The organism is Streptomyces sp. NBC_00440 (genome assembly GCF_036014215.1).
Classification (GTDB): domain Bacteria; phylum Actinomycetota; class Actinomycetes; order Streptomycetales; family Streptomycetaceae; genus Streptomyces.
Map to the genome: position 1 here is coordinate 778,351 of NZ_CP107921.1, position 18,650 is coordinate 797,000.

21 protein-coding genes are annotated in these 18,650 nt (G+C 70.9%); 15 read left to right on the top strand and 6 right to left on the bottom strand.

Annotated elements, in window-relative coordinates; genetic code table 11:
• The first annotated feature begins 89 nt into the window (after positions 1-89).
• Together OHB13_RS03500 and OHB13_RS03505 are read left to right on the top strand one after the other, a co-directional pair.
• Entirely contained in the window at positions 90-1,058 is a 969-nt protein-coding gene (locus OHB13_RS03500) for a cytochrome c oxidase assembly protein (RefSeq protein ID WP_266859402.1), read from the top strand.
• 54 nt (positions 1,059-1,112) lie between these two features.
• On the top strand, positions 1,113-1,274 hold the full coding sequence (locus OHB13_RS03505) for a hypothetical protein (protein WP_266859400.1): 162 nt from the start codon (positions 1,113-1,115) through the stop codon (positions 1,272-1,274).
• A gap of 33 nt (positions 1,275-1,307) precedes the next feature.
• On the opposite strand, the gene OHB13_RS03510 is transcribed toward OHB13_RS03505, so the two are convergent.
• The gene (locus tag OHB13_RS03510) at positions 1,308-1,706 is read right to left on the bottom strand and encodes an SSI family serine proteinase inhibitor (protein WP_266859398.1); all 399 of its coding nucleotides are present in this window, start codon (positions 1,704-1,706) and stop codon (positions 1,308-1,310) included.
• Between the two features lie 268 nt (positions 1,707-1,974).
• Between OHB13_RS03510 and OHB13_RS03515 the strand changes: the two genes are divergently transcribed.
• Positions 1,975-2,679, top strand: a complete 705-nt coding sequence (locus OHB13_RS03515) for a lysophospholipid acyltransferase family protein (protein WP_266859397.1) — start codon at positions 1,975-1,977, stop codon at positions 2,677-2,679.
• Positions 2,680-2,744: 65 nt separating this feature from the next.
• Positions 2,745-3,782, top strand: a complete 1,038-nt coding sequence (locus OHB13_RS03520) for an NAD-dependent epimerase/dehydratase family protein (RefSeq protein WP_328375540.1) — start codon at positions 2,745-2,747, stop codon at positions 3,780-3,782.
• Between the two features lie 26 nt (positions 3,783-3,808).
• Here OHB13_RS03520 and OHB13_RS03525 read toward each other — a convergent pair whose 3' ends face one another.
• Complete coding sequence (locus tag OHB13_RS03525) at positions 3,809-5,320, bottom strand: alpha/beta hydrolase (RefSeq protein WP_266861264.1); 1,512 nt, start codon at positions 5,318-5,320, stop codon at positions 3,809-3,811.
• Between the two features lie 1,008 nt (positions 5,321-6,328).
• Between OHB13_RS03525 and OHB13_RS03530 the strand changes: the two genes are divergently transcribed.
• Positions 6,329-6,802, top strand: coding sequence for a C40 family peptidase (locus OHB13_RS03530; protein WP_266859394.1), 474 nt, complete (start codon positions 6,329-6,331; stop codon positions 6,800-6,802).
• 31 nt (positions 6,803-6,833) lie between these two features.
• Here OHB13_RS03530 and OHB13_RS03535 read toward each other — a convergent pair whose 3' ends face one another.
• On the bottom strand, positions 6,834-7,265 hold the full coding sequence (locus OHB13_RS03535) for an ATP-binding protein (RefSeq protein ID WP_266859392.1): 432 nt from the start codon (positions 7,263-7,265) through the stop codon (positions 6,834-6,836).
• A 233-nt stretch (positions 7,266-7,498) separates the two neighbouring features.
• On the opposite strand from OHB13_RS03535, the gene OHB13_RS03540 reads away from it, so the two are divergent.
• Together OHB13_RS03540 and OHB13_RS03545 are read left to right on the top strand one after the other, a co-directional pair.
• A complete protein-coding gene (locus tag OHB13_RS03540; protein WP_328375542.1) occupies positions 7,499-8,356 on the top strand; it encodes a helix-turn-helix domain-containing protein in 858 nt (285 codons plus the stop codon).
• A 9-nt stretch (positions 8,357-8,365) separates the two neighbouring features.
• Entirely contained in the window at positions 8,366-8,584 is a 219-nt protein-coding gene (locus OHB13_RS03545) for a DUF397 domain-containing protein (protein ID WP_328375544.1), read from the top strand.
• A gap of 29 nt (positions 8,585-8,613) precedes the next feature.
• Here OHB13_RS03545 and OHB13_RS03550 read toward each other — a convergent pair whose 3' ends face one another.
• A complete protein-coding gene (locus tag OHB13_RS03550) occupies positions 8,614-9,771 on the bottom strand; it encodes an 8-amino-7-oxononanoate synthase (protein ID WP_443062921.1) in 1,158 nt (385 codons plus the stop codon).
• 143 nt (positions 9,772-9,914) lie between these two features.
• On the opposite strand from OHB13_RS03550, the gene bioB reads away from it, so the two are divergent.
• From bioB to OHB13_RS03570, 4 genes are all read left to right on the top strand, one after another.
• Positions 9,915-10,976 carry a biotin synthase BioB gene (bioB, locus tag OHB13_RS03555; protein WP_328375546.1) on the top strand — a complete coding sequence of 354 codons (1,062 nt, stop codon included), beginning with the start codon at positions 9,915-9,917 and terminating at the stop codon, positions 10,974-10,976.
• Entirely contained in the window at positions 10,969-12,240 is a 1,272-nt protein-coding gene (locus tag OHB13_RS03560) for an adenosylmethionine--8-amino-7-oxononanoate transaminase (protein WP_328375547.1), read from the top strand. The genes bioB and OHB13_RS03560 overlap by 8 nt, the downstream gene beginning before the upstream one ends.
• 1 nt (position 12,241) lies before the next feature.
• Positions 12,242-12,934: a dethiobiotin synthase gene (bioD, locus tag OHB13_RS03565; RefSeq protein ID WP_328375549.1), complete on the top strand. Its 693-nt coding sequence runs from the start codon at positions 12,242-12,244 to the stop codon at positions 12,932-12,934.
• A 169-nt stretch (positions 12,935-13,103) separates the two neighbouring features.
• On the top strand, positions 13,104-13,787 hold the full coding sequence (locus tag OHB13_RS03570) for a class I SAM-dependent methyltransferase (RefSeq protein ID WP_328375551.1): 684 nt from the start codon (positions 13,104-13,106) through the stop codon (positions 13,785-13,787).
• A 55-nt stretch (positions 13,788-13,842) separates the two neighbouring features.
• Here OHB13_RS03570 and OHB13_RS03575 read toward each other — a convergent pair whose 3' ends face one another.
• Both OHB13_RS03575 and OHB13_RS03580 read right to left on the bottom strand, forming a co-directional pair.
• Positions 13,843-14,214 (bottom strand): fic family toxin-antitoxin system, toxin component, encoded by a 372-nt coding sequence (locus OHB13_RS03575; protein WP_266859380.1) that lies wholly within the window; start codon positions 14,212-14,214, stop codon positions 13,843-13,845.
• A complete protein-coding gene (locus OHB13_RS03580; RefSeq protein ID WP_328375554.1) occupies positions 14,211-14,447 on the bottom strand; it encodes an antitoxin in 237 nt (78 codons plus the stop codon). The genes OHB13_RS03575 and OHB13_RS03580 overlap by 4 nt, the downstream gene beginning before the upstream one ends.
• A 147-nt stretch (positions 14,448-14,594) precedes the next feature.
• On the opposite strand from OHB13_RS03580, the gene OHB13_RS03585 reads away from it, so the two are divergent.
• The 4 genes from OHB13_RS03585 (at position 14,595) to OHB13_RS03600 (ending at position 18,611) form a co-directional block, all read left to right on the top strand.
• Positions 14,595-15,014 (top strand): GNAT family N-acetyltransferase, encoded by a 420-nt coding sequence (locus OHB13_RS03585; RefSeq protein WP_328375556.1) that lies wholly within the window; start codon positions 14,595-14,597, stop codon positions 15,012-15,014.
• A gap of 248 nt (positions 15,015-15,262) precedes the next feature.
• Complete coding sequence (locus OHB13_RS03590) at positions 15,263-16,660, top strand: hemolysin family protein (protein WP_266859375.1); 1,398 nt, start codon at positions 15,263-15,265, stop codon at positions 16,658-16,660.
• A complete protein-coding gene (locus OHB13_RS03595; protein WP_266859373.1) occupies positions 16,657-17,691 on the top strand; it encodes a hemolysin family protein in 1,035 nt (344 codons plus the stop codon). Before OHB13_RS03590 ends, OHB13_RS03595 begins: the two co-directional genes overlap by 4 nt.
• Before the next feature lie 68 nt (positions 17,692-17,759).
• A complete protein-coding gene (locus tag OHB13_RS03600) occupies positions 17,760-18,611 on the top strand; it encodes an SGNH/GDSL hydrolase family protein (protein WP_266859371.1) in 852 nt (283 codons plus the stop codon).
• Positions 18,612-18,650: the final 39 nt, after the last annotated feature.

Sequence of the window (18,650 nt, forward strand, 5' to 3'; positions counted from 1 at the left end):
GATACAGTACGAACTGCCCCCGGCCGCAGCTGCGGCCGGGGGCAGTTCTAGTCTGGTGCGGACATCAGGCACGAATCAGGAGTGAGTGGATGGACCACAGCGGGCACGGCATGCCCATGGGCGGCATGACCATGGATCTGCCGCCGTTCACGCTGGGACGGGGGCTGGGATTCTCCGCGGACCCCTTCTTCCTGATCAGCTGTCTGGTGGGGCTCGCGCTGTACGGCTGGGGCGTGGTGCGGCTGCGCCGGCGCGGTGACAGCTGGCCGGTCCACCGGATCGCACTCTTCGTCCTCGGCGTGCTGACCGTCGGCCTGACGATGTGCACCAAACTGAACGACTACGGCATGGTCATGTTCAGCGTGCACATGGTGCAGCACATGATCATCAGCATGCTCTCCCCCATCCTGCTGCTGCTCGGCGCGCCGGTGACGCTGGCCCTGCGCGCACTGCCGGTCGCGGGCCGCGGCAACCGGAAGGGGCCGCGGGAGCTGCTGCTGATGCTGCTCCAGAGCCGCTTCATGCGGATCGTCACGCATCCCGCTTTCACCATCCCGCTGTTCATCGCCAGCCTCTACGGCCTGTACTTCACGCCGCTCTTCGACTTCCTGATGGGTTCGATGACCGGGCACATCGTGATGATGGTGCACTTCCTCTTCGTGGGCCTGGTCTTCTTCTGGCCGATCATGGGCATCGACCCGGGGCCGCACCGGCCGGGCTACATCATGCGGATGCTGGAGCTCTTCGCCGGGATGCCCTTCCACGCGTTCTTCGGCATCGCACTGATGATGGCGAGCGAGCCGATGGTGCAGGTGTACAAGCACCCTTCCGCCTCACTGGGGATCGACGCGCTCTCCGACCAGACGGCCGCGGGCGGCATCGCCTGGGCGTTCAGCGAGATCCCGTCCGTGCTGGTCCTGATCGCCCTGGTCTTCCAGTGGTACGGCTCCGAGCAGCGCGTCTCGCGGCGCTCCGACCGGGCCGAGGACCGCAACGGCGACAAGGAGCTGGCCGCCTACAACGCCTACCTGGCGTCACTCCAGGCACGCGGCCAGTAGCGGAGAAGGCCCCTGCCGGGCGACGATGGCCCTCCACCCCCGAGGAGGAGGGCCATGCCCGGTTCTGTGAAAACGATGGGTGTCATCACCGTGGGAGCCCTGGTCACGGTGACCGGATACACGGCGGTGATAGGCAGCAACGGCTGGCTGTGGTTCGGCTGGGTGGTGCTGGGTCTGGTGACCGTCGGCATGATCGCGTCGCGCGGCAGCGGCTGAGCGGCGGCGGCGGGGGGCGGCACGCCCAGCCGCTCAGAAGCGGAAGACCGGGCCGGTCGCCGCGTCGAGCGAGCAGGCGTTGGCGAACGTCCGGTCCCAGTGGGTGGGGCGGCCGCCCCAGGTCCCGCCGACGGTGACCGTGACCGGATCGGACTGCCGGGTGCAGGCCCGGGGCTCCCCTGCGAGACGGTCGAAACTGCCACCCGCCAGGTCGAGTGCCCGGCACGCGGCTGCGGCTTCCGGGTGCGAGCCGTCGCTCTGCTCAGGTGCGCACCGGAGCAGCACGCTGCGGTCCCGGTCGGGGTGCGTCTGCGAAGCGACGGAGAGGACGAGTCCGGCCGGGCGGATGGGCGGCGTACCGGCGGCCTGCGCGGGCACAGCCGCGGCGAAGGCGAGCAGGGCCGCTGCGGCGGACATCGTACGGGGGCGCATCCGGGCCTCCTGGAACTCGGCACGAGGGTGGGAGGCCACAGCACCCGGCCACCCGCCCCGGCGGCAAGCCACCACGCCGCCCGGCCACCCGTACGGACGCGGATCCGGCACCCGGACGGCCGCCCGCCGGTTCCGGTCAGGAGCAGACGGCTCCGGCCGCTGCCGGACGGGGACCGGGAGGGACGGGCGAGGGGCGCACGGGTTCCGCATCAGGCGGTGCGGCGGCTACTGTGCGTGGGCACGGGGCGACGGGGAGGCGGTACCGCGATTGTTCTACTACGTCCTGAAATACGCCGTTCTGGGGCCGCTGCTGAGGCTGCTGTTCCGGCCGAGGATCGAAGGGCTCGAACACATCCCGGAGGACGGCGCCGCGATCGTCGCGGGCAACCATCTGTCCTTCTCCGACCACTTCCTGATGCCGGTCGTCCTCAGCCGTCGCATCACCTTTCTCGCCAAGCAGGAGTACTTCACCGGGCCCGGCATCAAGGGCCGGCTGACGGCTGCCTTCTTCCGCAGCATCGGCCAGATCCCGGTGGACCGGTCGGGCCGGGAAGCGGGCAGAGCCGCGGTCCGTGAGGGGCTCGGCGTGCTCGGCCGGGGTGAACTGCTCGGGATCTATCCGGAAGGCACCCGCTCGCACGACGGCAGGCTCTACAAGGGCAAGGTCGGCGTCGCGGTGATGGCCATCCAGGGCCGCGTTCCGGTGGTGCCGTGCGCCATGGTGGGCACCTTCGAGATCCAGCCGCCCGGCCAGCGGATGCCGAAGATCAGGCGGGTGACGATTCGCTTCGGGAAGCCACTGGACTTCAGCCGCTACGCGGGGCTGGAGAACGAGAAGGTGGCGCTGCGGGCCGTCACGGACGAGATCATGTACGCGGTGCTCGGGCTCTCCGGCCAGGAGTACGTCGACGCGTACGCCGCGGACGTGAAGGCCGCCGCACAGGCGAAGAAGCCGCCGAGGAAGCCGCGCTGACACCGGATCGGCTGTCGGCAGAACCGTCTGGCCCGGACCGGAGCACCCGCCGTAGCGTCGGCGGCATGAGCAGCAGAGGAAGCGTCTTCGTACTCGGAGCCACTGGGCAGATCGGGCGCGCGGCAGTGCGCGCGCTCGTCTCGGACGGATGGGAGGTACGGGCCGCTTCGCGCGGGGCTGGCCGCGACGACAGCTGGCCGGATGACGTGCGTACGGTGCGCGTCGACCGGGACAGCGAGGGTGAGCTGTCACATGCCCTGGGAGACGGCTGTGACGTACTGGTCGACATGGTCGCGTTCGGAGCGGACCACGCCCGGCAGCTGACCGGCCTCGCGGACCGGATCGGCTCGGCGGTGGTGATCTCCAGCGGCGCGGTGTACGCGGACGCCGACGGGCGCAGTTTCGACACCCAGGACGAGCCGGACGGCTTTCCGCGCCTTCCGGTGCCGGTCCCCGAGAGTCACCTCACGGTCGAGGCGGGCCCGGCCACGTACGGCACCCGCAAGGTGGCGCTGGAACGGGAGCTGCTGGCGGCCGCCGGGGCCCTGCCCGTGACGCTGGTGCGCGCGGGCGCGATCCACGGTCCGCACGGCCGGTCCCCGCGTGAGCTGTACTTCGTCAAGCGCGCGCTCGACGGCCGTCCGGTGCGGATCCTGGCCCACGGCGGGCGGAGCCGCTTCCATCCGGTGCATGTCTCCAACCTCGCCGAGATGATCCGGCTGGCGGCGCTGCGCCCGGGGGCGCGGGTGCTGAACGGCGGTGACCCCGAGGTGCCCACGGTCGCCGGGATCAGCGCGGCCATCGACGAAGCCATGGGCGTACGGAGCCGGCTGGTGCTGGTCGAGGGGCGCTCCGCGATGGGCATGACCCCGTGGGGCGTCGACCATCCCGTGGTGTACGACATGTCGGCCGCCGAGCGGGAGTTGGGCTACCGCCCGGTGACCGGGTACGCCGAGTCGCTGCCCGGGACCGTGGAGTGGATAGCGGGCCGGCTCCGGGACCGGGACTGGCGTGAGGCATTCCCCGCGATGGCGAAGACGTACGACCCGCATCTCGATCTCTTCGACTACGCGGCGGAGGACGCCTGGCTGGGGAACCGCTGAACAAGCGGTTCCCCAGGCGCGGGCCGTTACGGCGTCGGTGTGGCGTGCGGGGCGCACGTCACGTCGTGGCGGTCGGTGCTGCCGGTGAGCAGATAGCTGTCCACCCGGGTGTTGATGCACGGGTTGACCAGACCGGTCACCCCGTGCGATCCGGCGCCCTTCTCGATGATGAGGCGTGAGCCCTTGAAGCGCTGGTGCAGGTCGACGGCCCCCTGGAAGGGCGTGGCCGCGTCACGGGTCGACTGCACGATCAACACCGGCGGGAGCCCCTTGCCCGTCCGGACGTTCACCGGGGTCTGCTGCTTCGCGGGCCAGGTGGCGCACGGCAGGTTCATCCAGGCGTTGGACCAGGTGAGGAACGGATAGTCCTTGTTGAGCCGGGTGTTGTCCCGGTCCCATGTCCGCCAGTCGGTGGGCCACTTGGCATCGGCGCACTCGACCGCGGTGTAGACGGCTGTGCCGTTCTCCGCCGAGATATTGCCCGCGGTGTCCGACATATCGGGCCCTGCGGCATCGATCAGCGGCTGCGGATCACCGGCGAGGTACTGACTCCAGGCCTTGGCGACCGGCGCCCAGGAGGAGTCGTAGTACGGCGCGTTCTGGAAGAACCCGAGCAGCTCGGCGGGGCCCACGACCCCACCGATCGGGTGCTTCTTCGCCGTGGCCCGCAGCTTCACCCACTGCTGCTCGACGGCGTCCGCCGTCTTCCCGATGTGGAAGGCGGCGTCGTTCGCGGCGACCCAGTTCTGCCAGTCGTGCCAGCGGCCCTGGAAGGCGACGTCCTGGTTGAGGTTGGCCTGGTACCAGATGTTCGACTTCTTCGGGTCGACCACACTGTCCACGATCATCCGGCGGACATGGCCCGGGAAGAGCGTTCCGTACACCGCGCCGAGATAGGTCCCGTAGGAGACACCCAGGTAGTTGAGCTTCTTCTCGCCGAGCGCCGCCCTGATGACGTCGAGGTCACGCGCCGAGTTCGGCGTGGTCAGGTACGGCAGCATCGCACCGCTGCGCTGCTCGCAGCCGTCCGCGTACTGCGCCGCGAGCTTGCGCTGGACCCGCTTGTCGGCCGCACTGTCCGGGACCGGGTCGGGCTTCGGGGCGCTGACGTACTTCTGCGGGTCGATGCAGGAGACCGGCGCCGAGTGGCCCACACCGCGCGGGTCGAAGCCCACGAAGTCGTACGCCTTGGCGGTGTTGACCCAGAGCGCGCTCCCGGTGGTCGTCCTGGCGGGGAAGCGCATCCCCGAAGCGCCGGGGCCGCCGGGGTTGTAGACGAGGGAGCCCTGCCGCTGCGACTTCGTGCCGGTGCTCAGCGCCCGGTCCACCGCCAGCTTGATCGTCCGGCCGTCCGGGTGCGCGTAGTCGACCGGCACGGTCACCCAGCCGCACTGGATCGGCTTCGCGAGCGCCCAGTCCGCAGGACAGTCCCGCCAGTCGATCCCCGCTTTCGCCGCCCGCGCGGCGGCGACGGCCGCGCCGTGCGCCTCCGAGCCTGCGTGGCCGCGGCCGTCGGCGGTGGCCGACGGCGCCGCCATGGCGCCCGCTATGAGAGTCGCCGCGGCCAGAGCGCCGGCCGAGCCGAGCACTGCGGTGCGTCTCACGTGGTACCTCCCCCTGTGCGAAGCGCCGTTCGTCCGGCGCTCTCCAGTACGTACCGGGGATCCTTTCTCGTGAACGGTCCCTGACAACAGGGTGCATGAGTGTTCTTTGCCAACCCGAAATGCGGAGAGGGCGGTCCCGGTGAGCGGTGCAACGCACCCGGTTGGCCCCTCGCACCCAACGCGGAGCGACGTCGGTGAAGTTGGCCGACGTCAGGTGAACTACAGCTATTCCAGGATGAGTTGCCGATACCGGGTGAACTCACCTCCGCGGGGCATCCGGTGCGTATGCACGCCACCGGGGTGACCGTGCGTCAACCCTGCTGCGGGCGGGCGTCATCCGCACGGACACCCGGACTACGCAGCCTCCGCACCGGCATCCGTACCGGCATCTCCGCACAGGGGGAAGTCCCGGATCCACCTTTCGGCGGCTGCCAGTACACCGATGGGCGCCCCCCGGAAGGCTTAGACAGGCGGCGATCCAGTGGCCGCGACGAGTTGCGCATCGCACCGGCACGCCGCCCGGTCCGCCTGCTGCGCCCCAGGTGAGGGCCGTGCGCCCAGGTAATCCCCCGGCCCGGTGCCCGCAGCGTCCACTCGAACAGGCCAGTGACCCCGAAGCATCACAAATCGGCGCGGTCAGCCCGGAATCGGCCACGCCATGAGTGAAGATCCGGGAGACGACAAGCCCCCGCCACCACGGCGGGGCGGTCCGGGCGGACGCCGAGTCCTGCCGCCGCACCCGGATGTCTGGTCGACACGAGTGGATCGGCAGGAGTGGAGGACCCAGGCAGTCCGGAGCGACAGCGACGTCGCTCCTCGGGGTGAAGCCGCCTGGCGGGACGGCCGACTTGATCAGTCGGTCAACCTGCCCGGCGGCCGGGCAACTTCGCCGGCCCGAACCCGACAGGTCATCTTTCACAGGCGGTTTGCGAAGGGTTGCGCATGACTGCGCAGATTCATATCCCGTCTCTCCTCGCCCGGGCCGGAACAGCCTCGGCCCTCACCCTCGCCACAGTCGCGGGGACCTCGCTGGTACCGGGCGCGACCGTGGAGGCCCAAGCCGCCGCGCACGCCGCCCGGGCCGTGCAGATCGCGGCCTCCAAGAAGGGATCGCCCTATCAGTGGGGGGCGGCGGGGCCATCACGGTTCGACTGCTCGGGGCTCACGCTCTACTCGTACAAACAGGCGGGCAAAGAGCTGCCCCGCACCGCCCAGGCGCAGTACAACCGCGTACGCCATATCCCGTCCTCCTGGCGGCACCGCGGTGACCTGGTGTTCTTCCACTACGGCCGGAGCGTCTACCACGTCGGCATCTACGCCGGGCACGGGAAGATCTGGCACTCCCCCAAGACCGGCGCCGTGGTCAGGCTGGAGAGGATCTGGTCCCACAGCGTCTGGTACGGCCGGGTGGGCTGAAGCCGGGAGCGGTCGGCGGGTGCGGGTTCGGTCAGCCCTGGACCACGGCGGTCCAGGGCAGGGCGATCCATACGGTCTTGCCGCCGTCCCGCGTCGGAGTGACCGACAGCCGGCCGCCGTTCTCGGCCGCCAGCCAGCGGATGATGACCATGCCCCGGCCGTTGTCCTGCTGCACCGCCGCGGGCAGCCGCTGGGGCCAGCGCGGATGGCTGTCGGTCACGCCGACACACAGCCGCTCGTCCCGCTCCAGGACGGCCTGCACCGTGAAGGTGGGGGACGCGCCGAAGGTGTGCTGCACCGCGTTGGTCGCCAGCTCCGAGACGATCAGCCGGATGGTGTCCGCCAGCTCCGCGTCGGGAGGCAGCCCCCAACCGGTGAGCACACGGGCCACGAACGTCCGGGCGGCCGGGACCGAAGCCGGCTCGCTCGGCAGGGTAACGGAAGCTTCCTGGTGGTCTGCCATGACGGCCTGTCCCTTTCCCACCGCTGCCGGCGCAGGTCTCGTGACGGATGGACTTCGAGACGGCCTCAGGTGGCGCTTCGTGCGAGCGTGACACTCATAGTGACCGCAGCACCGGCCATCCACAAAGATGTGCATATATCTGTCGCTCAAAGTGATGAACTCTGCGACGGAAGACCGTATTTGACGGCTGGAATGGCACGTTGGCAGAAACGGCCGGCCGGAGGGAGAACACGGTGCGGAGCAGCCCCGCGGTGCGCCGCGTCAAACTCGGTGCCGAGCTGCGCCGGCTGCGTGTCCTGGCGGGTCTGACCAGCGCGGCAGCGGCCCGGCTCGCGGGCTGGCACCAGTCGAAGGTGAGCAGGATCGAGACCGGGCGCAGTGGTGTGAAGCCGTCGGATGTGGCCCTGCTGCTCGATGCGTACGGCGTGCGGGACGTGGCGCAGCGTGAACTCCTGGAGGCGCTGTGCGGTGCGGGGGCCGACGAGAGCGCCGGCTGGTTGCACACCTACCGGCGTCTGCTGCCCGCCCAGTACCGGGACTTCATCAGGCTGGAGTCCCAGGCGTGCACGGCGCACACCTTCGAGACATCGGTGGTGCCCGGCCTGCTGCAGACACCAGGCTACGCGAAGGCGGTCACCCGGGCCTCGCTCGACGGGCTGCCGGCCCGGACCGTGGACTCGCTGGTCGATGTGCGGCTGGCACGGCAGCGGGTGCTGGAGGCGGATCCGCCGCTGGAGCTGAGCGCGGTCGTCGACGAGGCGGCTCTGCACCGCCGGATGGGCGGGCGCGGGGTGATGGCGGAGCAGTTACGGCATGTCCGGGAGGTCGCCCGGCTGCCCCATGTGCGGTTGCAGGTCATGCCGTTCGCCGCCGGAGGGCACATCGGACTCACCGGCTCTTTCACAATCTTCTCTTTTTCGAACATGATTGATCTAGATGTGGTCATTCTCGACCATTTGATGAGTAGCCGATATCTGGAACGGAAAGAAGACCTCAAGGCGTACAGCGCCGCGTTCCGCAGGATCCAGGCGCGCGCCCTTCCGCAGCAGGAATCGTTGGATCTCATCGCCGGGATCGGTGACGGCGTCTAGGGAGGCATCATGTCCGCACGTCCTGCGAACGTCCCTTCCAGCACTTCTCTGAACGGCGCGAGGTGGCGGCGCAGCAGCCGCAGCACCGGAATGAACAACTGCGTCGAGACCGCGTTACTCGACGGCGGTCTGCTGGCCGTCCGTGACTCCAAGCGCGTGAACCACCCGGCGCTGCTCTTCGGAGCGGGCGCCTGGACCTGCTTCCTGGCCTCGGTGCCCGGGGCCTAGGCCCTTTCGTTCGGGGAGTGCCCGACGCGTCAGCCGGTGGGCGCGGTGCGCAGCACCGTGTCCACCGCCCATTCGATCTGTTCGTCCGTCAGGTCGGCGCGTGCGGTGAGCCGCAGCCGTGAGATGCCGTCCGGCACCGACGGCGGACGGAAGCAGCCGACCACGAGGCCCGCCGCACGGCAGTCGGCCGCCCAGCGCACCGCCTGCCCGGGCGTGGGCGCGAGAACGGAGACGACGGCGGCCTGCGGGCGTACCGCACTGAGTCCGCCCGCGGTCAGCCGTGTGTGCAGGGTGTGCGCCACCGTACGGGCACGGCCGGCGAGCAGCGGCTCGTCCCGCAGCAGCCGCAGGCTCGCCAGCGCGGCGCCCACCGCCGCGGGCGCCAGGCCGGTGTCGAAGATGAAGGTGCGCGCCTCGTTGACCAGATGGTCGATGACCCGGGCGGGCCCGAGCACCGCGCCGCCCTGGCTGCCGAGCGACTTCGACAGGGTGACCGTGGTGACCACATCGGGGGCGCCCGCGAGTCCCGCCGCGTGCACGGCGCCGCGTCCGCCGTCGCCGAGCACGCCGAAGCCGTGCGCGTCGTCGGTGATCAGCGCCGCTCCGTACGTACGGCAGACCGCGGCCAGTTCCGGCAGCGGCGCGGCGTCGCCGTCGACCGAGAAGACCGAGTCGCTGACCACGACGGCCCGGCCGCCGTCATACGCGTCGAGCACCTTGGCCACGGCCTCGGGATCACCGTGCGGGACGACTTCGGTCGCCGCCCTGGAGAGCCGGCAACCGTCGATGATCGAGGCGTGGTTGGCGGCGTCCGAGACGATCAGCGCGTCACGGCCGGTGAGCGCGGTGAGCACGGCGAGGTTGGCCGCGTACCCGGAGGAGAAGACCAGCGCCGCCTCGAAACCGGTGAACCGCGCCAGCTCGCGCTCCAGTTCGGCGTGGAGCGCGGTGGAGCCGGTGACCAGCCGGGACCCGGTGGCGCCCGCACCCCAGCGGCGGGCCGAATCGGCCGCGGCTCCGGTGATCTCGGCTCGGCTGCTCAGCCCCAGATAGTCGTTGCTCGCGAGATCCAGCACGTCCGGGACCGCCGCGCGCGGCCGGAGCGTGCGCACCAGCCCGGCGTCCGCCCGGCGGCGCGCAGCGGCGTCGGTCCACTCGAATGGCTCGCGGGGCACGGCTGGAGACATGGTCGGTCCCTTTTTGTAGGCAGTTCACAGACCCTAGCCGGGGCGATGCGGGATCAGGGTGTGGCAATACACACACCCCCTGACGGCTGCGTTGTTGGGTTCCTCCTTGGCCGGAGGCGGTGCGGTGAGTAAGGATCACTCCCATGGACCTGCTGAACACGCTGGTGGACAAGGGGCTGCGGCGCGAACTGCCGACCCGTGAAGAGGCGCTCGCCGTGCTGGCGACGACCGACGACGAACTGCTGGACGTGGTGGCGGCAGCCGGAAAGGTACGCCGCAAGTGGTACGGGCGGCGGGTGAAGCTCAACTATCTCGTCAATCTCAAATCGGGCCTCTGCCCGGAGGACTGCTCGTACTGCTCGCAGCGGCTGGGCTCCAAGGCGGAGATCCTCAAGTACACCTGGCTGAAGCCGGACGAGGCGTCGAAGGCCGCTGCGGCCGGAGTGGCGGGCGGGGCGAAGCGGGTCTGTCTGGTCGCCAGCGGCCGCGGGCCGACGGACCGCGATGTCGACCGCGTCTCGGAGACGATCGAGGCGATCAAGGAGCAGAACGAGGACATCGAGGTGTGCGCCTGCCTCGGGCTGCTCAAGGACGGCCAGGCCGAACGGCTGCGGGCGGCGGGCGCGGACGCGTACAACCACAACCTCAACACGTCGGAGGCCACCTACGCCGACATCTGCACCACCCATGACTTCGCCGACCGGGTCGATACGGTCCAGCACGCCCAGGCCGCCGGTCTTTCGGCCTGCTCGGGGCTGATCGCCGGGATGGGTGAGAGCGACGCCGACCTGGTCGACGTGGTCTTCGCGCTGCGCGGCCTCGACCCCGACTCGGTGCCGGTGAACTTCCTGATCCCGATGGAGGGCACCCCGCTGGCCGGGGACTGGCATCTGACCCCGCAGCGGTGTCTGCGCATCCTGGCGATGGTGCGGTTCGTCTGCCCGGACGCCGAGGTCCGGCTGGCGGGCGGACGCGAGGTGCATCTGCGCTCCCTGCAGCCGCTCGCCCTGCACCTCGTCAACTCCATCTTCCTCGGCGACTATCTGACGAGCGAGGGCCAGGCGGGCCGGGCCGATCTGGACATGATCGCGGATGCCGGATTCGAGGTGGAGGGCGCGGACACGACGACGCTGCCCGAACACCGCGAGGGTCTGGTGTCGGTACGCCGCAGGGGCGCCGGAACGGATCTCGCACCCAATGCCTGACTCCGCCGCGCTGCTCGACCTCGACCGGCGCCATGTCTGGCACCCGTACGGTCCGATGCCCGGCCGGCAGGAGCCGCTGCTCGTCGAGTCGGCTTCCGGTGTCCGGCTGCGGGTCGCCGGTACGGGTGAGCTGGTGGACGGCATGTCGTCCTGGTGGTCGGCGATCCACGGCTACAGCCACCCGGTGCTGAACGAGGCCGCGCGCGGCCAGCTGGACCGGATGAGCCATGTGATGTTCGGCGGGCTCACCCATGAGCCCGCCGTGCAACTCGCGGCGAAGCTGGTGGAGATCACCCCGGAGCCGCTCCAGCATGTGTTCCTCTCCGACTCGGGTTCGGTGTCGGTCGAGGTCGCCGTCAAGATGTGCCTGCAGTACTGGCGTTCCGTGGGCCGCCCCGCCAAGCAGCGGCTGCTGACCTGGCGGGGCGGCTACCACGGGGACACCTGGCAGCCCATGTCGGTGTGCGACCCCGAGGGCGGCATGCACGACCTGTGGTCGGGGGTGCTGCCGCGGCAGGTCTTCGCCGACGCGCCTCCCGCGGAGTACGAGCAGGGGTACGCCGACCACCTCCATGAGCTGATCGGCCGTCATGCGGACGAGCTGGCGGCGGTGATCGTGGAGCCGGTGGTCCAGGGCGCGGGCGGGATGCGCTTCCACTCCCCCGCGTATCTGCGGGTGCTCCGCGAGGCGTGCGACGCGCACGGTGTGCTGCTGGTCTTCGACGAGATCGCCACCGGCTTCGGCCGTACGGGCAAGCTCTTCGCGGCCGACCACGCCGGGGTCACCCCGGATGTGATGTGCGTGGGCAAGGCGCTGACCGGGGGCTATCTGACGATGGCGGCGACTCTCTGCACCCCCCGGGTGGCCGAGGGCATCGCCAGGGGCGAGGTGCCGGTGCTGGCGCACGGGCCGACGTTCATGGGCAATCCGCTGGCCGCAGCGGTGGCCTGCGCCTCGATCGAGCTGCTGCTCGGGCAGGACTGGGAAGGGGAGGTCAAGCGCCTGGAGACGGCTCTGCTGGAGGGGCTGTCCGGGGCGGCGGAGCTGCCGGGAGTCCGGGACGTCCGGGTGCTCGGCGCGATCGGGGTCGTCCAGCTGGACCATGAGGTGGACATGGCCGCGGCGACCCGGGCGGCCGTACGCGAGGGCGTCTGGCTGCGGCCGTTCCGCGATCTCGTCTACACCATGCCGCCGTACGTCACCGGCGATCAGGACGTGGCACGGATCTGCCGTGCGGTGTGCGCGGTGGCGAGGGAGGCATGACATGACGATTCTCGTGGTGACGGGGACCGGCACGGAGATCGGCAAGACGGTGGTGACCGCCGCGGTGGCGGCCGCCGCGCGCGGCCGGTCCGTCGCAGTTCTGAAACCCGCGCAGACCGGGCTGCTGCCCGGCGAGCACGGCGACGCGGCCGAGGTGGCACGGCTGGCCGGAGCGGTGACCGCCGTCGAACTGGCGCGGTTCCCGGACCCGTTGGCCCCGGCGACGGCCGCCCGGCGCGCCGGGCTCGCCCCGCTGCGCCCGCAGGACGTGGCGGACGCGGCGCAGAAGCTGGCCGCCGAACACGATCTGGTGCTGGTCGAAGGCGCGGGCGGGCTGCTCGTACGGTTCGACGACGAGGGCGGCACGCTCGCGGACGCGGCCCGGCTGATGGGGGCGCCGGTGCTGGTGGTCGCCCCCGCCGGTCTCGGCACGCTCAACGCGACCGCGCTGACCGCCGAGGCCCTGCGAGCCCGGCGGCTGGAGTGCGCGGGGGTCGTGATCGGCAGCTGGCCCGCCGAACCCGGTCTGGACGCCCGGTGCAATCTGCTGGATCTCCCGGAGGTCGCCGGGGCTCCGCTGCTCGGCGTGGTGCCGGAGGGTGCGGGCGGGCTGGCCCCGGCCGACTTCCGGGACCGGGCGCGGAGCTGGCTCGCACCCCGCCTGGGCGGGACCCGGGGCACCGCGCCGGGCTGATACGGCCAGGTGGGCGCGGGTGTCGGCCGGACGGGCGCGGGTGTCCGCCACGCCCGCGTCATTTTCCCGCGGCTCCCGGAGTGCGCCGGGCCATCCGGGGCATGAGCGGGACGGGCAGGGCGATCACCGCCGTGCGCCCTGCCGTCCCGTCCGCCGGAGGAGACCCGCGATGCCGCTGCGCAACAGCAAGATCCCGAGCGACACCGTGCACCATCCGCTGTTCGCCCGCTTCTACGCCCGGTTCAGTGTCAAGGCCGACCGCACGGCGGGGGTGGCGGCCCACCGCGCCGAACTGCTCGCGGGCCTCTCCGGCCGTGTGATCGAGATCGGCGCGGGGAACGGGCTGAATTTCGCCCACTGCCCGGCAACGGTCTCCGAGGTGGTGGCCGTCGAACCTGAGCGCACTCTGCGGCAGTTGGCGGTGCGGTCCGCGATGCGTGCCCCGGTCCCCGTGGACGTGGTGCCGGGGACGGCGGAGGCGCTGCCCGTGCGGAGCGGGACGTTCGACGCTGCGGTGGCGTCGCTGGTGCTGTGCACCGTACGCGATCTGCCAGAGGCGCTCGCCGAGATCAGGCGGGTGCTGCGGCCGGGCGGTGAACTGCGGTTCTTCGAACACGGGCTGGGTCAGGGACACGCGATGGCCGCTACCCAGCGGGCCTTGGACCGTACGGTCTGGCCGCTGCTCTTCGGCGGCTGTCACACGGCGCGGGACACCCTGTCCGCGATCGAGGCGGCGGGTTTCGAACTAGGCACCTACCGGCGGCTGAACGTACCGGAGGGCGGCCTGCGACTGCCTTCCTCACCCTGCGTACTGGGCACGGCGCGGCGACCGGATCGCCCGATGACTCCGTGAGGATCAGTGCCGCGCGTTCGGCGTACGGCATACGGCATACGGCGCGACCGACGGCTCACAGGCTCCATTGGCGCAGTTCATCCGCGATGACCCGGACATCCGCCTTGTCCTGCTTCACCAGCCGCGCCAGGTCTCTGACCTGCTCCGGCGAGGTGACGACCTTCAGCCCGCAGGCGACGAGATAGCCATAGGCGACGGCCGAGGCGAACATCGCGTTGGAGTGCTCCAGCGCCGGCACGTGGAGCAGGAGTTGCAGCAGAGCGGCGGCACGCGCGTACGGATCGCTGTAGACGGGGACGCCGAAGACCTCCGCATCGTGCCGGCTGACGGCAGCCACCAGCGCACCCCAGTCGATGACGGGAGGGTCTCCGGGGGTCTTGTGCTCGGCGACCATGAGCAGCCAGGCCAGATCGATCTTGAGGTTCAACGGCTGCCCTTGCGGCGCTTGCCCTCGACGGCGGACTCGTCCGCGAACACCGACGCGTACTGCTTCATGAAGTCGGCGGCCGCCTCCACGAAGGTGTGTCCCACCTCGCCCGCGTCCTGGTTCACCAGCTCCTCGATGTAGCGGTTCACGCTCACTCCGCGCTGGAGAGCGCGCTGCCGCGCCGCTTCGGCGGTCGCTTCGTCCACGCGTACGTTCAGCTGAGTCTTGGCCACGGGACCACGCTAGCGCGCAGACGCTAGCACCGGCAAGAGCGGCTACGGGGACGGCGGCCGCCGCGAGGCGCCGGCCGGGCACCCGGTCCGGCCGGCTCGCAGCGAATCCGCTCGCCCGGCAGGCGGGCGTTCTGGTTGGCTCGCCCCATGAGCGATCTTCATATCCGCTGCGCCACCCTCTCGGACATCGACGCCGTTCTGAGGTTCTGGCGCCTCGCCGCTGAAGGAACCAGCGTCAGCGACGACCACGACGGAGTGGCCCGGCTCGTCACCAGGGACCCCGAAGCCCTCCTGATCGCGGAGCGCGACGGCCTTCTCGCGGGGTCCGTGATAGCCGGCTTCGACGGTTGGCGCTGCTCCCTCTACCGCCTTGCCGTACACCCGGACTGCCGCCGGCAGGGCATCGCCGCCGCCCTCCTGGAGGCGGCGGAACAGCGATTCGCCGCCGTGGGCGGGCGGCGGGGCGACGCCATGGTCCTGGAGGACAACGAACGGGCCCACCGCACCTGGGCGGCGGCTGGCTACCATCGCGAGGACCACTGGCGACGGTGGGTCAAGCCGCTGTAGCCACGGACAGGACCGCCGGACGGTTGCGATCCGCCGGACCGGGCACCGGAGCAAGCAGGGGCGGGAGCGGCCGGCCGGACTCGGAGCGGCCGGCTCTTTGCCTTTCCTTTACGCTGGTTGTCCGCCGTACCACCGACCGAAAGGTGTGAGCGTCCGCCCATGGGCGAGCCCCCCAGTACCCGACGTCCCAGTAGCCGACATCGCGCGTTCCTCCACTCCCTGGCCGATCATGGGACGGAGGTGAACCGATGACCGAAGTGCTTCTGCTCATCGTGGCACTGCTGCTCTCGCTGGCCTGCTCGGCCTTCGTGGCGGCGGAGTTCTCGCTCACGACCGTCGAGCGCAGCGAGCTCGAAGCGGCCGCAGAACGGGGGGAGCGCGGCGCGGCGAGCGCGCTGCGGGCGGTACGCGGCCTCACCTTCCAGCTGTCGGGCGCCCAGCTCGGTATCACCGTCACCAACCTGGTCATCGGTATGCTCGCCGAGCCCTCGATCGGGAAGCTGCTGCGCGGGCCCATCGAGTCGGTGGGCCTCCCGTCCGGTGCGGCCTCATCGGTGGGCCTGGTGATCGGTACCGCCCTCTCCACCGTCTTCCTGATGGTGGTCGGTGAGCTGGTACCGAAGAACTGGGCGATCTCCTCCCCGCTGGCCGTGGCCAAGGTGGTGGCCACCCCCCAGCGGTACTTCAGCGCCGTCTTCCGCCCGCTGATCAGCCATCTCAACAACACCGCCAACCGGCTGCTGCGCCGGCTCGGCATGGAACCGACGGAGGAGCTGGCCTCGGCCCGCTCGCCCCAGGAGCTGGTCGCGCTGGCCCGGCACTCGGCCAAGGCGGGCGCGCTGGAGGAGGACACCGCCGAGCGGTTCGTCCGCACGCTCAACCTGGCGGATCTGACCGCCGAGAACGTGATGACCCCCAGGGTCCAGGTGGTGGCGCTCGATGTGCAGGCCAGCGCGGAGGACGTCGCCAATGCCACCCGCGCCACCGGCCTGTCGCGCTTCCCGGTCTACCGGGGCAGCCTCGACCAGGTCGTCGGCGTCGCCGACATCAAGGACGTGCTGGCGCTCCCGGCGGAGCGCAGGCCGCGATTCCCCGTCTCCGAGCTGCTCCGCGAGCCCCTGCTCGTACCCGAGACGCTGACGGTGGACCGGCTGCTCGACCGGATGTACGGCAAGCGCACGATGTCCGTGGTGATCGACGAGTACGGCGGCACGGCCGGCGTCGTCACGCTGGAGGACATCGTCGAGGAGGTCGTCGGCGAAGTGCGCGACGAGCACGACCCGCACGAGACGCCCGACCTCGCCGGCGCGGGCGAGGACGCGGACGGCCGGCCGGTCTACTCGGTGGACGGGGCCGCCAGGACCGACCAGCTGGAGTCGATCGGCATGCGGGTGGCCGAAGGCCCGTACGAGACCCTGGCGGGTCTGGTCGCCACCGAGCTGGGGCGTATCCCGGCCGAGGGCGACACCGTCGAAGTGGCCGGCTGGCGGATCGATGTGGTGGACGCGACCGGGCGGCGCGCCGCCCGGCTGCTGCTGCACGCACCGGTGGCGGCCGACGGCGACGACGACGGCACAGACGGCAGGACAGACAGCAAGAACGACGGAAAGAACGACGGCAAGAACGGCAAAGAGGGCTCGCGATGACTGTGGTCCAACTGTTCATCGGGCTGCTGACGCTGGTCGTCAACGCCTTCTTCGTCGGTGGCGAGTTCGCCTTGATCTCCGTCCGCCGAAGCCAGATCGAACCGGCCGCCGAGGAGGGCGACCGGCGGGCGCGGAGTGTGCTGTGGGGGCTGGAGCATCTGGCAGCGCTGATGGCGGCGGCGCAGCTCGGCATCACGCTCTGCACGCTGGTGCTCGGTGTGGTCGCGGAGCCGGCCATCGCCCATCTGCTGGAGCCGGTCTTCCACACCGTCGGGATGCCCGGCGGACTGATCCACCCGCTCTCCTTCGTCATCAGCCTCGTCGTGGCCACGTATCTGCACATGCTCTTCGGCGAGATGGTTCCGAAGAACATCGCCCTGGCCGGGCCGGTACGGGCGGCTCTGCTGCTCGGCCCTCCGCTGGTCGCCCTGGCGCGTGCGCTGCGTCCGGTGATCTTCGCGATCAACTCCTTCGCCAACGGACTACTGAAGCTGTTGCGGGTGGAGGCGAAGAGCGAGGTCGCGGCGACCTTCACGGACGACGAGCTGGCCCGTCTGGTGACCGACGCCTCGGCGGCCGGACTCCTCGACGACCGGGCGAGCGAGCGGCTGCACGACGCCCTGGAGCTGGGCCGGAGGCCGGTGCGCGATGTGGTCGTACCGCTGGAGCAGGTGGTGTACGCGCGCCTCGGAACGACTCCGGAGAAGCTGGAGCAGCTGTCGGTCGAATCCGGCTTCTCACGCTTTCCCGTGGTGGACGACGACCGGCGGATTCTGGGCTATCTGCACGTCAAGGACGCGCTGGACGCACTGCCGCGCGATCTGCCGTTCACGGTCTCCGCGATGCGAGCCATCGCCCGGGTGCGTGCGGCCAGCCCGCTGGACGACGTACTGACGGCGATGCGCCGCAGCCGTACGCATCTGGCGGCGGTGATGGGCGACGACGGCACACTCGCCGGTCTGGTGACGATGGAGGACGTGCTGCGGGAACTGGTCGGGCGGCCGACGGCGCCGGCCGGAACCGGCGACTGACCACGCGCCGCTGTCTCCCCGGAGACCCCCGGGGCGGCAGCGGCACGTCACGGTAGGATCGCCCGGCGATGAAATTGAATGCCTCCTACACCAGTCTGGTCGCGGTCGGCGACTCCTTCACCGAGGGAATGTCGGACGGCCTGCCCGACGGCTCATACCGCGGCTGGGCCGATCTGCTCGCGGCCCGCCTGGCGACACGGGCCCCCGGCTTCCGGTACGCGAATCTCGCCGTACGCGGAAAGCTGATCGGCCAGATCGCCGACGAACAGGTCGAAGCGGCGGCGGAGCTCCGGCCCGATGTGGTGACGCTGGTCGGCGGGCTCAACGACACCCTGCGCCCCAAGTGCGACATGGGGATGGTGCGCGGGCGGCTGGAGGAGGCGGCAGGACGGCTGGCTCCCGCCTGCGGACAGCTGGTACTGATGCGCAGCCCGGGCCGGAACGGACCGGTGATGGAACGCTTCCGCCCGCGCATGGAGGAGCTGTTCACCTTCATCGACGACCTGGCCGCACGGCACGGCGCGCTGGTCGTCGACCTCTACGGCGCTCCGGTGCTCGGGGATCAGCGGCTGTGGGGCGTGGACCGGCTGCATCTGACGGCCGAGGGCCACCACCGGGTGGCCGAGGCGGTGTGGCAGACGCTGGGGCTGGCGGCCGAGGACGACTGGCGGGCGCCGCTGCCCCCGGCTGCGGCGGCCCGGTGGATTGCGCGGCGGAGCAGTGACCTCCGGTTCGCGCGCGAGCATCTGGTGCCGTGGATCGGGCGGCGGCTGACGGGACGTTCATCGGGTGACGGGCGCAGCGGCGCCCAGTTCTGCCCCGACACCGGAAGGGCGTTCTGGATCACGCCCGCTGAGGACGGAGCCCCCGGCCCGGTGACCGGCTGGCGGCGGCTGGAGGCCGCGCCGGACGTGTCGTAGGCGCCGTAGGGGCGGGGGTGCCGGGGTGCCGTAGGTGCG

Bases quoted from the DNA above. Each gene is read 5' to 3' on its own strand.
- OHB13_RS03550 (WP_443062921.1), bottom strand. From the start codon at position 9,771: ATGTCTCCAGCCGTGCCCCGCGAGCCATTCGAGTGGACCGACGCCGCT.
- OHB13_RS03505 (WP_266859400.1), top strand. From the start codon at position 1,113: ATGCCCGGTTCTGTGAAAACGATGGGTGTCATCACCGTGGGAGCCCTG.
- OHB13_RS03500 (WP_266859402.1), top strand. From the start codon at position 90: ATGGACCACAGCGGGCACGGCATGCCCATGGGCGGCATGACCATGGAT.
- OHB13_RS03520 (WP_328375540.1), top strand. From the start codon at position 2,745: ATGAGCAGCAGAGGAAGCGTCTTCGTACTCGGAGCCACTGGGCAGATC.
- OHB13_RS03545 (WP_328375544.1), top strand. From the start codon at position 8,366: ATGTCCGCACGTCCTGCGAACGTCCCTTCCAGCACTTCTCTGAACGGC.
- OHB13_RS03570 (WP_328375551.1), top strand. From the start codon at position 13,104: ATGCCGCTGCGCAACAGCAAGATCCCGAGCGACACCGTGCACCATCCG.
- OHB13_RS03600 (WP_266859371.1), top strand. From the start codon at position 17,760: ATGAAATTGAATGCCTCCTACACCAGTCTGGTCGCGGTCGGCGACTCC.
- bioB (WP_328375546.1), top strand. From the start codon at position 9,915: ATGGACCTGCTGAACACGCTGGTGGACAAGGGGCTGCGGCGCGAACTG.
- OHB13_RS03530 (WP_266859394.1), top strand. From the start codon at position 6,329: ATGACTGCGCAGATTCATATCCCGTCTCTCCTCGCCCGGGCCGGAACA.
- OHB13_RS03560 (WP_328375547.1), top strand. From the start codon at position 10,969: ATGCCTGACTCCGCCGCGCTGCTCGACCTCGACCGGCGCCATGTCTGG.
- OHB13_RS03525 (WP_266861264.1), bottom strand. From the start codon at position 5,320: ATGGCGGCGCCGTCGGCCACCGCCGACGGCCGCGGCCACGCAGGCTCG.
- OHB13_RS03585 (WP_328375556.1), top strand. From the start codon at position 14,595: ATGAGCGATCTTCATATCCGCTGCGCCACCCTCTCGGACATCGACGCC.
- OHB13_RS03535 (WP_266859392.1), bottom strand. From the start codon at position 7,265: ATGGCAGACCACCAGGAAGCTTCCGTTACCCTGCCGAGCGAGCCGGCT.
- OHB13_RS03595 (WP_266859373.1), top strand. From the start codon at position 16,657: ATGACTGTGGTCCAACTGTTCATCGGGCTGCTGACGCTGGTCGTCAAC.
- OHB13_RS03510 (WP_266859398.1), bottom strand. From the start codon at position 1,706: ATGCGCCCCCGTACGATGTCCGCCGCAGCGGCCCTGCTCGCCTTCGCC.
- bioD (WP_328375549.1), top strand. From the start codon at position 12,242: ATGACGATTCTCGTGGTGACGGGGACCGGCACGGAGATCGGCAAGACG.
- OHB13_RS03590 (WP_266859375.1), top strand. From the start codon at position 15,263: ATGACCGAAGTGCTTCTGCTCATCGTGGCACTGCTGCTCTCGCTGGCC.